This window comes from Candidatus Rokuibacteriota bacterium (genome assembly GCA_016209385.1).
Taxonomy (GTDB): domain Bacteria; phylum Methylomirabilota; class Methylomirabilia; order Rokubacteriales; family CSP1-6; genus JACQWB01.
In genome coordinates this window covers 1-11,637 of record JACQWB010000058.1, presented here as the reverse complement: position 1 = coordinate 11,637, position 11,637 = coordinate 1, and the positions used below count along the sequence as shown (strand labels likewise).

The following is an 11,637-nucleotide window of genomic DNA, read 5'->3' as shown; positions in this document are numbered from 1 at the left end:
CCTTCGCCAGACAGTTGGACGACCGTTCGGTGCACCACGAAGGGCGTACCCGGAATCGTTTCGGTGGTTTCCCTCGCACTGATCGAGCGCGGCCGGATTATAAGAACACGCTCGCACGACTGTCAATATCGTCGCGTGAGGGGTGGGAAACAATTCACAAGGTTTCAGGTCCGCCGCTGTCCCCCACGTCCGCTAACAACCTGAACCCTCATCACGCCTTCGCCCAAGCGGGAAACGTACTGGAGTGCAAATCGAAACAGCCTGCGGAGCCACTCCGTGGACAGCTCAAGCCAGCACCTCTTAGGCCGTGTCCTCAAAGGCAAAACGCGACCACGGAGCAGCCAAGGCCCTGGCGCGTCACTACCGCTCTTCCCAGGGGTTGTGCTTCACCGGCGGCGGCAGCCAGATGGTCTCGTAGGTCTTTTGAAGCTCCTTCTCCCGCGCGACCTCCTCGCGCGCAGTCATCTTGGCGTACTTGGCCTCGGTCGGGCTCGAGAAGTTATCGAGGTTGAGGTAGGGAGCCGAGATCAAGCGCCTCACACCGCCGCCACAGCGCGCGCAGCGCTCGAGCGGCGGCTCGGTCATCCCGTGGCGCACCTGATAGATCACCCGACACGGATCGCACGCGTACTCGTAGAGCGGCATCGCCGACCTCCGCGACGGCGGGGCGACCCGCACGCTCTGCGGGCCCCCCGCTGCCCTTAGACTGCGACCACCTTCGGCGGCGTGGCAGGTTCGGTCTTGGCCGTGATCTTGATGCCCCAGAGCCTGGCGGCGTTCTCGCCCAGGATCTTGCGCTTGATCTCGTCGGTAAGCGTCGGGTAGCCGTAGCCCTCCACGAACGCTACCGGAATCTGGAAGCGGCGGAACGCGTCGATCTGCCACTGTGGGTTGCCCCAGAGCAGCGAATCGGTGCCCCACATGACGTAATCGGCGCCCAGGTCGCGCACGAGCGTGCCCAGGACGTGAGCGCACTCCAGCGGCCGATTCGTCACGGTCGCGGCGAAGGTCGAACCCAGCTCGCAGTAGAGGTTCTTCCGCTGCGGCTTGAATCCCTTCAAGGCGGCCAGCTCGGCGTGGTACGGCCAGGCGGAATGGAACACGATCCAGTTCAGATCGGTGAAGTCGTCCGCCACCTTGTCGAAGTCTTCCACGTGGGCATAGCGAGCCATGAACTGGCCGAAGGGGATCCCCTTGTGACAGCCGATGTTCTTGATCTTGAGCTTGCGACAGCGCTCCCAGATCGGGTAGGCCAGCCTCTGGTCGTCGAACCACCACCCCTTCTTGGGCGTCGAATCGAACGTGTAGAGCTTGAGCCCCGAGATCTTGTGCTTCTCGACATACATCTGGAGCCGCTCGAGCGTCACCTGCACGCCCTGGTTCGGGGTGAGGCCACCGGCGAGCATGATCGTCCGGTCGGGCCAGCGCTGGCGCACCTCGGCCTGCTCCTCGATCGGGATCATGTCTTTGCCGCCGTAGTCCTCGCGGAACCCGAACGGGTTGAAGATCGCCAACGAGGTATCGCTCCCCTCCAGGATCAGCTTGCCGAAGTTGTCCACGGTCATATCGCGCGTCCCGTTGGGGAGCCCCATGGCCTTGCCGAGGTTGTCCAGGAGATCCACGAACCACATCCCTCGCTCGCTCGTGTTGACCCCCTTGACGTAGCCGTCCTTGCGCCAGCAGATGTGCGTATGCTGGTCGATGACCAGGTCCATCCCCGCCTTTCGGGCGACGCTCAGCTCCTTCCGCGCCGCCGGGTCGTAGGCTTCGGCCTCCTGGACGTCGAAGAAGCTCATGCCGGTGATCTTGTTCACCGCGAGCATCGCCGCGGCGAAGCCGCACCCCGAGCGGACGAAGTTGCGCCGGGACATTCGCGCCTTGGCCGCGTACTGGTCGAGGTGGTCCTTGACGCGCTCGCCCATGTGGCCAGTGAGGAAGAACGCGGTGCCCTGCTGGTCGGCATTCTGGGGGTCCTTCGGGATTTTCTCGATCCCCTTGAAGTGCTCGAAGATGTTGAATTCCATCCCTCTCTCCTCCCTACCTGCGCCTCATCCAACTCCCAAACAGGCGGGACTGCGGGACTGCACTTGGAGAAAAAGGAGAACGCCTTTCCCAGCATGGGACAGAGGGGCTGGGAAAGGCGTCGTCAAGTAAACTTGTTTGCCACGGAGCGCCCTCGCGTTCTTTCGCTGCGGATACGCCACGTTAAGCGCCCCCTTGCGCGTTGTCAAGGGAGGCATAAAATCGGTTCGATGGCTCTCAGGGTGATCGCCCTTATCTCCGTTTCGGTCGGCGCTATCGCCCTGGCGGCGGCCAGTCCATCGTCACCGAAGCTGCCGCGGCTGCTTATGGTCAGCCATTCGGCGGGCTACCAGCACGATGTCGTTCGGCGGCCGGCGCCGGAGGGTCTCTCGCCTGCCGAGGAGGTCGTCGGAGGGCTCGCGCGCCGGTCAGGGGCGTTCGACGTCAGCTACCTCTATACCCGCGACGAGCTGGCGGGCCTCCGGCGGCAGTCCTTCGAGGCGTTCCACGCCGTGCTCTACTTCACCACCGGAAACCTCCCGCTGACCGCCGAGGCGCGCGAGGCGTTGTTCGAGTTCGTGCGAGCGGGCCGCGGCTTCGTCGGCATTCACAGCGCGAGCGACACTTGGTACGACGTGCCCGCGTACGGCGAACTGCTCGGCGGCTACTTCGACGGGCACCCCTGGCACCAGCGCGTCCGCGTCACGGTCGAGGATTCGGCCCACCCGTCGACCCGTCACCTCGGAGGATCCTTCGAGATCACCGACGAGATCTACCAGTTTTGGAACTGGTCGAGAACGGGGGTCCACGTCCTGCTGAGCCTGGACCCCCGGTCGGTGGACGTCGGGAAGGGCAAACGATCCGACAAGGACTATGCGTTGGCGTGGGTCAGGAGCTACGGCCGCGGCCGGGTTTTTTACACCGCGCTCGGGCACGGGCGCGAGGTCTGGGAGGACGAGCGCTTCAGGCTGCACCTGCTCGGCGGGATCCGCTGGGCGCTGGGCGTCTCCCCGTAAACTCCAGTCGATTGCTCCAATCGTCGACGCGCGCACTGCCGAAGCGCTCCGAGCGCGGGCTTGGCCCGCGCAACCTCTGGGGGAGGTTCGGAAGGGGGGCGGAGCCCCCCTCCGAGGATCTTTACTCCTCCGCGTCGAGCTCGCCCCGAGGCCTCGCGGGCCGATACGGCGGGAACCGGAACGCCATCTCGCGCGACAGGAGGCCCCCGTGGCCCAGGGCCGTGATCTCCGGGTTCGCCACGGCCTCGCCCGCCAGAATCCGCGGGAGGATCAGGTCGAAGGTCGTGGCCTGAGAGAACATCCCGCAGGTCGGCATTCCGATGACCGGCCGGTCGCCCCATGAGGCGAGCCAGAAGAGGCTTCCGGGATGGGCGGGGGCACCGTGCCGCTCCATCCGGGCGCCGACGAGGTCGAGGGCGCCGAACACCGCGTCGAGGGGATCCAGGGCACTGGCTCCAGCCACGATCAGCAGATCGGCGCCCGCGTCCCTGAGCGACTGGAGCTCCTTGGCCACCGACCCCGGATCGCCGACGGCGTAGTGGATCGGCAGGAGGCGGGAGCCGAACCAGTCGACCTTCTCCTTGAGCGCGGACTCGAAGCGCTCGCGTTGCCTCCCGTCGAGGCTCTCCCGGGCCACCGCGCCGATTATCAGCGGCGTGAACGCCCGCACTCCCAGCACCCCACCGGCCTGCCCGGCCACGCGCTCGACCTCTGCCACGGTCGCACCGGCGATGACCAGCGGCGTGACCTTGGCCTTGGCGACGGTCTCCCCGGCCTCCACTGGCTGGCCGTCGAAGAGGGTGAAGACCGAGATCCCTTCCAGCGCGTTCACCCGCGAGAGGAGCTCGGTCCTGATCTGAAGGAGGCCACGCCGCGTGGCGGTCAGCGACCACTGACCGCCCGTATAACCCTTGACCTGGACGCCGTCGCCCACAACAGCACGGGCGAGGCGCGCGCCGGCGTCCTCCTCGTGGAGGTCCGCCGGACCGATCTCCAGCAGATGGACCTCCTCCCAGTCGGCGGCCAGGAGCCGGTCCGCCGTCACCGGATCCACCTCCTCGCCCTTTCGCCCGACGAGCCTGCCCTCGCGGTCCCTCACATCGTGGCAGAGAATCCTCCCGACAAGGACTCCTGCCGACGCCGCTGACCGCCGGACTGCGTGAGCCTTCACCGCGTCGCCTCTCTGATCTTCCGGCTGATCGGCATGCCCGTCGTGCCGGTCCGCTCCGCCAGGACCTCAGCCAGGATCGCGAGCGCGATCTCCGGGGCGGACTGGGCCCCGAGGTCCAGCCCGATCGGGACGCGGATCCGGGCCAGCTGCCCCTCGGGAATCCCCTCCTCCCTCAGCAGGTTCAGAATCGCGTTACCGCGCCGGGTGCTCCCGAGCATCCCGATGTAGCCGATCGGGCTCGCCAGCGCATGGCGGAGGACGGGGAGGTCGTACTTGTAATCGTGCGCGACGAGAACGAGCGCCGTGGCAGGGGTGAGCGGGAGTGACTTGACCACCTCGGAGGGGATGCCGACCTCGAGCCGGTCGACGTCCGGGAAGCGCTCGCGCGTGGCGAAGCGAGGCCGGCCATCCACGACGATCGTCCTGAAGCCGAGCACGCGAGCGAGGGACACCAGCGGCATCGCCACGTGGCCGGCGCCGACGACGAGAAGCGTGGATGGTGGGCCGAAGCTCTCCACGAAGCAGCGGATCCCCTCGAGGAACAGGGTCTTCGAGACGCCGCGGGCCATGCACTCCTGAGCCTCCGCCACGAACCGGCGGTCCAGGAAGGGCTCGCCCAGGGTCCCCTCGGTCCTCCCGGTGTCGAGCAGGAGCAGCTTGGCTCCGTTGTTCGGCCCGTCGAGCCGCGTGATCAGCGCGCTCCTGCCACCCTGCTCGGCGTGAGCCCGGAGGATCTCGTAATAGGTCAGCGGCGGTCCTTCGGCGCGAGCGAGCTCCACGGGCTCGACGAAGACCTCGATGGTGCCGCCGCAGGTGAGACCGATCTCCCACGCCTCCTCGTCCCCCAGGTTCAGCTCGAGGAGCTTCGGGGCGCTGCCGCCGAGCACACCTTCGGCTTCCTCGATCACCTGGGCGTCGACACAGCCGCCGATCGTCACCGAGCCGAGGATCCGCCCCCCGGCGCCCACCAGCATCTTCGCGCCCTCCTTGCGGGGCGTCGTGCCGCGCGTGTTGACCAGGGTGGCGAGCGCCACCTTCGACTCCGCGCGTCGCAGCCGATCGAGCTGCTCGAAGAGCTCGTGCATAGCGCTCACACTATATCACGGCACTCTCGAGGCCAAAAAGCGGACCGCTCCGAATGGAGGCGACGCGGGGAGCGAGTCCGCGGGTCGACTATCGCTCCGGAGCGAAATCGAACGCCTGCTTGCACCTGAGGCAGCAGAAGTAGAAGGTCTCACCGGAAACCTCGGTCCGGTATTTGGCCGAGGCGATCCGCACGACCATGCCACAGACCGGATCTCGGGCCTCACGCCCCCCGATCTCCTCCGGCGGAGTGTCCGCGGGCGTCCACGCGATCTTCTGGCTTCTCGATGCCTGAACGATCTCGGCGAGGATACTCACCGCGATCTCCTCAGGGGTGACGGCGCCGATATCGAGCCCAGCCGGCGCCTTCAGCCGGCCCAAGCGTTCGGCCGACACGCCCCGTGCCCGCAAGGCCTCGACCACCGCATCGGCGCGGCGCCTGCTGGCCACCAGGCTCACATAGGCGGCGTCGCCCAGAAGGGCCTGCTCTACGGCTTCTTCGTCGAAGGTCCCGTGGGTACTCACCACGATGAAGCTCCGCGGGGTGATGCGGAGGCCGGGAAGTTTCTCGGCCGAGATCTCGGAAGCCAGCAGGACCACGGTGAAGTCCAGAACCTCCCCGAGCTTGGCCAGCGTCTCGACGACCGGCCCCCGCCCAACGAGGACGAGTTCGGGCCTCGGCAGGACCGGCTCGACGTAGATCTCGAGCGTCCCTCCACTGTGGCACGTCATGGCATACTCCAGCACGCCCTCCCGCGCTCCGGAGCCGGGGCTGCCCTGCCCGACCAGGGCGATGAACCGCGGCTGCCCGTCGCGGAGAGCCCGGAGCGCCTCCTTGACCACGACGGGCTCGGCGCAGCTTCCGCCGATCCATCCAGAGAGCGTTCCGTCCTTCCGGATCACGGCCTTCGCTCCTGGCTTGGCGGAGGTGGGACGTTCGCACCGGACCACGGTCGCCAGGGCGAACGGTTCACCCCGTTGTGCGAGCTCGTACGCTAGCGCGAGCAGATCATCGGCCATGGAGCCCACACGCCAGCGTCATGTCTTCTCTTTTCTGCCGAGGAGACGCCGGACCGCCCGCCCCATCGCCTCCCCCACCGCCCTGGTCCCCAATGAGACTGCGTCCAGTGGTTTAACCTCTGACACGGCTGCTTGAGCAGCCGGCTCGCCCGAGCCCACGGCGCCCTCCAGCTTCTGCTGAATCGCGGCGGCGAACTGCTGGAAGAGGTGATTCGACACGCTTTCAATCATTCCACGGCCCATCTGGGCGAGGATCCCGCTGATATTCACCTCCGCCGTCACTGTGACCTCGGTGCCACCATCCCTCGGCTGCAGGCGGCTCTGCATCCGCATCTCGGCCCCGCCCTTTCCCCTGATATCCTGCCCCCGGCCGACCAGTTCGGCCTCTAACCGCTCGAAGTCCAGCCTCTCGAAGCGGATCTGGCCTTTGTAGCTGGCCGAAACCGGTCCCACCTTCACGGTGACCGTTCCCAGATACGTGCGGTCGTCCACCTTCCCCGCGATCGCGGCTCCCGGCAGGCAGCTCGCCACCTGATACGGGTCAGTCAGCAAGGCCCAGACCTGGTCAGCCGGCGCGTTCAGGGAGAACTTCTGCTCGATCATCATGGCCGTCGCACGAAATCAGCTCACATCGTTCTGAGTTGTATAGCACAGCCGGTTACAACACTGAGGAGGGGTACTATGACGAGCACGGCAACGAAAATTGCTGTTTTTGACCTCATGCCTCTAGTCCCTCTTCCGATGCCTGTCGAGGTCTTCGCTGCTACTCCGTCACCCCGTGCTCCCGCAGGAGCTTCCAGACCTTGGCCGGGGTGATGGGGATGTCGATGTGGCGCACCCCCAGATGCCACAGGGCGTCCACCACCGCGTTAGCGATGGCAGCCGGAGCCCCTACCGTCGCCGACTCTCCAACGCCTTTCGCACCGAGCGGATGATGCGGCGAGGGGGTGCAAGTTTTGTCCGTCTCCCACTTCGGGGTTTCCACCGCGGTCGGAAGCAAGTAATCCATGAAACTCCCGCCCTGGATGTTGCCGTTCTCGTCGTAGGAGATCTCCTCGTACAGGGCAGGAGCGAGCCCCATCGTCAGCCCCCCGTGGATCTGTCCCTCCACGATCATCGGGTTGATGATGTTGCCGCAGTCGTCCACCGCCACGAAGCGTCGAACCTTCACTTCCCCGGTCCCCTTGTCGATGTCCACCACGCAGATGTAGCTCCCGAACGGATAGGTCAGGTTGGGTGGGTCGTAATAGCTGACGGCCTCCAGCCCGGCTTCCATTCCAGGCGGGTGGTTGGTGTAGGCGGCGAAGGCGATTTCCTGGATCGTCTTCAAGCGGTTCGGCGCGCCCTTCACGGAAAATTTTCCCGGCTCCCACACCAAATCCTCCTCGGCAGCTTCCAAGAGGTGGGCGGCGATCTTCCGCGCCTTGTCCCGGATCTTCCGGGCCGCCATCGCGCCGGCTGCGCCGGCCGTCGGCGTGGAGCGACTCGCGTAGGTCCCGAGGCCGTACGGAGCCGTGTCCGTGTCGCCCTCCTCCACCTGGATGTCGGCGACCGGAATCCCCAGCTCCTCGGCGATGATCTGGGCATAGGTGGTCTCGTGCCCCTGACCCTGAGACCGGGTCCCGAAGCGGGCGATGACCTTGCCGGTGGGGTGGATTCGAATCTCCGCACTGTCGAACATCTTGAGGCCCAGGATGTCGAAGTGCTTGGAGGGACCGGCACCGACGATCTCGGTGAAGCTCGAGATCCCGATCCCCATCAGCTCGCCGCGCTTGCGCTTCTCGGCCTGCTCGCGCTGGAGCTCGGCGTAGCCGATCTTGTCCATGGCCTTCCGGAGTGCAGCCGCGTAGTTTCCGCTGTCGTACTCCCATCCCAGGGCAGACTTGTAGGGGAATTGCTCGGGCTTGATGAAGTTCTTGAGCCTGAACTCAGCCGGGTCCATCCCGAGCTGGTGGGCCATGAGATCCGCCATCCTCTCGATGGTGTGCACGGCTTCCGTGACCCGGAACGAGCACCGGTAGGCGATCCCCCCCGGCGGCTTGTTCGTATAGACTCCGTCCACCTCCACGTGGGCGGCCTTGAAATCGTAGGAGCCGGTGCAGATGTGGAAGAGCCCCGCCGGGAACTTCGAAGGGTTGGCCGCCGCATCGGTGTAGCCGTGGTCGGCAATCGTCTTGATCCTGAGCGCCGTGAGCGTACCGTTTTTTGTCGCGGCTAGCTCGGCTGTGATGTGGTAGTCACGGGCGAAGGAATCGGCCTGCAGGTTCTCCATCCGGTCCTCGATCCACTTGACCGGCGCGCCCGTGAGCACCGCGGCCGCCACGGCGATGACGTAGCCGGGATAGACCGGCACCTTGCCCCCGAAGCCGCCGCCAATGTCAGGAGAGACGATCCGGATCTTGTGCTCAGCCAGGCCGACGTGCCCTGCGACGAGGGCGAACACGGTGCGGATCGCGTGGGGGGCCTGGGTGGTCATCCAGACCGTCAGCTTGCCCATCACCTTGTCGAAGTGGGCGACGCAGCCACACGTCTCAATCGAGGCCACGTGGATCCTCGGGATGTAGATGTCCTCCTTGACCGTGACCTCGGCTTCCCGGAAGGCGCGGTCGGTGGCGGCCCTGTCCCCCCACTCCCAGTGCCAGATGTGGTTGTCCTTCTTGTCTTTCTTGTCGGTCCGGAGCACGGGCGCGCTGGGTTCCAGCGCTTTCTTCGGATCCACGACCACAGGGAGCGGCTCGTACTCCACCTCCACCGCCTCAACGCCATCGGCGGCGATGTAGCGCTCCTTGGCGAGAACCGCGGCCACCTCCTGGGCCTGGTACATCACCTTCTCTACCGGGAGCACCATCTGGGTGTCAGACATGAGGGTCGGCATCCCGTGGAGGTTGTACTTGGCCAGGTCCTGGCCGGTGATCACGGCCAGCACCCCAGGGATCGCCAGGGCCTTCGAGGCGTCGATCTTCTTGATCTTCGCGTGGGCGAACGGGCTCCTGACGATGTCGAGGTAGAGCATGCCCGCGAGCTGGATGTCGTCCACGTAGGTCCCCTTGCCCCGGATGAAGCGCGGGTCCTCCTTGCGCTTCACCGAGTGCCCCATCCCTCCGATCTCGGGCGAGGTCCTGAGCGCCATCATGCCCCTCCCTGCCGCAGCCTCGCGGCGGCGTACTGGATCGCCTTCACGATGTTCACGTACCCGGTGCACCGGCAGAGGTTTCCGGAAATGGCCCAGCGGATTTCGTCCTCGTCGGGTTGGGGGTTTTTGCTGAGGAACGCATAACTCGTCATGAGCATGCCGGGCGTGCAGAACCCGCACTGGAGGCCGTGCTCCTGCATGAAGCCTTCCTGGACCGGGTGGAGCTTGCCGTCCTGCTCCAGGCCCTCGACCGTCATGAGCTCCTTCCCGTGAGCCTGGACGGCAAAGATCGTACACGACTTGACTGGCCGCCCATCGAGGAGGACGGTACAGGCCCCGCAGTGGGTCGTGTCGCACCCGACGTGCGTTCCCGTCAGGCGGAAGACATCGCGGATCAGATGCACGAGGAGGAGCCGGGGCTCAACCTCCGCCTCACGCTTCTCCCCGTTGATCGCGAGTTGCACCCGCATGGCGTTCACCTCCCCCCGCCGGCGCGCTCGAGCGCCTTCCTGAGCGCCCGGACCGTCAACACCCTGACAAGGTCCCGCTTGTACTCCGCCGGGCCCCGGAGATCCGAGGTCGGCCGGGACTCCTCAGCTGCGATCTGGGCTGCCCGCTTCATGACCCCCTCGTCGAGGCGCTTGCCCTGGAGAAACCCTTCCGCCTTCCTGGCTTTGATTGGCGTGGGGCCGACGTTCGTCAGGCCGATCCCCGCCCGCTCGCAGACTCCGTTCTCCGTCAAGGTCAGCTGGACCGCGACCGCCACCGTGGCAAAATCCCCCACCTTCCGCTCCAGCTTCAAATACGCACCGCCGCTTCGGGCAGGAGGCATGGGGATCCGGATCTCCGTCAGGATCTCACCGGGGTCGAGCGCGCTCGCAAAGGGCCCGGTAAAGAACGAGGAAACCGGGATGCGCCGCTCCCCCCGTTGCGCCACGGCCACGACTTCCGCGCCCAAGGCGAGCATCGTCGCGGGGTGGTCGTTCGCCGGGTCACCGTGCGCCAGATTTCCACAGACGGTAGCCAGGTTCCGAACCAGCGGATCAGCGATGACCCGGCTGGTATCGAGGAGGATCGGATACCGCGTGCGAATGAGGTCGGATTCTTCGAGGTCCGACTCACGGGTGAGCGCGCCGATCTTCAGGACCCCCTCGGCCTCCCGGATGTACGCGAGGGCCGGAATCCGGTTGATATCGATCAGATGTCGCGGCGTTGCGAGTCTCAGCTTCATCAGCGGGATGAGGCTTTGCCCTCCGGAGAGAACCTTGGCGTCGTTCCCGTGCTTGGCGAGCAAGCCGATCGCGTCGGGGATCGAGGTTGGAGCGTAGTACTCGAAAGCGCCAGGGATCATGGTCGTCCCTTTCCGGGTCATCCCTGTTGGGACTGCCTTCAGGCTCAGCCCGCATCTTCGGAGCGCGGTCCTGAGCGACTCCAGCGAAAGCGCCGGTCCGATGCCGGCCCGAACGAGATACTCCCTGAGCTTCGGCAGGTTCCACGCGGCGCCCTGTACCCCGAGGTCCCGGGGGCGTGAGCTTGCCACCAGGGCAATCCGGCGCTGAACGTCGGTGGTCAGTTTCGGGGGGCGACCGGGACGGCGCTGATCCCGAAGCCCGGCGAGGCCCGACTCGTCGAAACGGTCGAGCCACAGCGTCACTGTCGGGCGGGAAACCCTGAGGTGACGCATGATCGTAGAGACCGGCACTCCCTGGGCCGAGAGATGGACGATCGCCGCGCGGAGCCCGAGGGTGCTCGACCGCTCCCGACGTAACCGGGCCAGCTCCTTTCGCTCTGCGGGATTGGGCTGCCGAACGAACCGGCTCGGGATGTCTGCCAACCATCTCCCCTCCTGGGGAGCGACACAAACCCGAGGGAAATTCTGGAAAGTAACTTTTTGGAGGGCCCCGGAACCCGAACGCCACGCAACACTAAATACACCGCCGTGACCTTGTCAAGCGAAAACCCGGCAGCGAGCCGCCACTGCGCTCGGCCGGAGGGTCCGGCGGTGGCAGCGCCGCCCCTAGAAGCCTGCCCGATTAACAGGGTTGAATGCTGTTGCGCTCCTGACGGTTCGCCCACCATTCCCGGTTCCACTCCGAGCGCGGGCTTCGCCCGCGCAACCAACTCGGTCCTCGCCTCGTGGCTCTCCTCGCCTGCGGCTCGTCGGCAGCCCCTCGGCTCGAACCACCATTCCT

General features: G+C 66.1%; 10 protein-coding genes. 1 reads left to right on the top strand and 9 read right to left on the bottom strand.

Annotation, left to right across the window (positions count from 1 at the left end; genetic code table 11):
• Positions 1–360: 360 nt before the first annotated feature.
• Together HY726_04165 and HY726_04160 are read right to left on the bottom strand one after the other, a co-directional pair.
• On the bottom strand, positions 361–645 hold the full coding sequence (locus HY726_04165) for a hypothetical protein (GenBank protein MBI4608186.1): 285 nt from the start codon (positions 643–645) through the stop codon (positions 361–363).
• Between the two features lie 56 nt (positions 646–701).
• On the bottom strand, positions 702–2,024 hold the full coding sequence (locus HY726_04160) for an amidohydrolase (protein ID MBI4608185.1): 1,323 nt from the start codon (positions 2,022–2,024) through the stop codon (positions 702–704).
• A 228-nt stretch (positions 2,025–2,252) separates the two neighbouring features.
• Here HY726_04160 and HY726_04155 point away from each other — a divergent pair, with 228 nt between their 5' ends.
• Positions 2,253–3,038 (top strand): ThuA domain-containing protein, encoded by a 786-nt coding sequence (locus HY726_04155; protein ID MBI4608184.1) that lies wholly within the window; start codon positions 2,253–2,255, stop codon positions 3,036–3,038.
• Positions 3,039–3,159: 121 nt separating this feature from the next.
• On the opposite strand, the gene HY726_04150 is transcribed toward HY726_04155, so the two are convergent.
• The 7 genes from HY726_04150 to HY726_04120 form a co-directional block, all read right to left on the bottom strand.
• Positions 3,160–4,209 (bottom strand): hypothetical protein, encoded by a 1,050-nt coding sequence (locus HY726_04150; GenBank protein ID MBI4608183.1) that lies wholly within the window; start codon positions 4,207–4,209, stop codon positions 3,160–3,162.
• Positions 4,206–5,303 (bottom strand): XdhC family protein, encoded by a 1,098-nt coding sequence (locus HY726_04145; GenBank protein MBI4608182.1) that lies wholly within the window; start codon positions 5,301–5,303, stop codon positions 4,206–4,208. The genes HY726_04150 and HY726_04145 overlap by 4 nt, the downstream gene beginning before the upstream one ends.
• A 79-nt stretch (positions 5,304–5,382) precedes the next feature.
• A complete protein-coding gene (locus HY726_04140; protein ID MBI4608181.1) occupies positions 5,383–6,312 on the bottom strand; it encodes an XdhC family protein in 930 nt (309 codons plus the stop codon).
• Between the two features lie 18 nt (positions 6,313–6,330).
• Complete coding sequence (locus HY726_04135; protein MBI4608180.1) at positions 6,331–6,918, bottom strand: SRPBCC family protein; 588 nt, start codon at positions 6,916–6,918, stop codon at positions 6,331–6,333.
• 157 nt (positions 6,919–7,075) lie between these two features.
• Positions 7,076–9,445: a carbon-monoxide dehydrogenase large subunit gene (locus tag HY726_04130; protein MBI4608179.1), complete on the bottom strand. Its 2,370-nt coding sequence runs from the start codon at positions 9,443–9,445 to the stop codon at positions 7,076–7,078.
• A complete protein-coding gene (locus tag HY726_04125; GenBank protein ID MBI4608178.1) occupies positions 9,442–9,915 on the bottom strand; it encodes a (2Fe-2S)-binding protein in 474 nt (157 codons plus the stop codon). The genes HY726_04130 and HY726_04125 overlap by 4 nt, the downstream gene beginning before the upstream one ends.
• 5 nt (positions 9,916–9,920) lie before the next feature.
• Positions 9,921–11,279 (bottom strand): FAD binding domain-containing protein, encoded by a 1,359-nt coding sequence (locus tag HY726_04120; protein ID MBI4608177.1) that lies wholly within the window; start codon positions 11,277–11,279, stop codon positions 9,921–9,923.
• Positions 11,280–11,637 lie beyond the last annotated feature (358 nt).

Coding starts and splice junctions, on each gene's coding strand:
- HY726_04165 (MBI4608186.1), bottom strand. CDS start 645: ATGCCGCTCTACGAGTACGCGTGCGATCCGTGTCGGGTGATCTATCAG.
- HY726_04160 (MBI4608185.1), bottom strand. CDS start 2,024: ATGGAATTCAACATCTTCGAGCACTTCAAGGGGATCGAGAAAATCCCG.
- HY726_04155 (MBI4608184.1), top strand. CDS start 2,253: ATGGCTCTCAGGGTGATCGCCCTTATCTCCGTTTCGGTCGGCGCTATC.
- HY726_04140 (MBI4608181.1), bottom strand. CDS start 6,312: ATGGCCGATGATCTGCTCGCGCTAGCGTACGAGCTCGCACAACGGGGT.
- HY726_04135 (MBI4608180.1), bottom strand. CDS start 6,918: ATGATGATCGAGCAGAAGTTCTCCCTGAACGCGCCGGCTGACCAGGTC.
- HY726_04130 (MBI4608179.1), bottom strand. CDS start 9,445: ATGATGGCGCTCAGGACCTCGCCCGAGATCGGAGGGATGGGGCACTCG.
- HY726_04125 (MBI4608178.1), bottom strand. CDS start 9,915: ATGCGGGTGCAACTCGCGATCAACGGGGAGAAGCGTGAGGCGGAGGTT.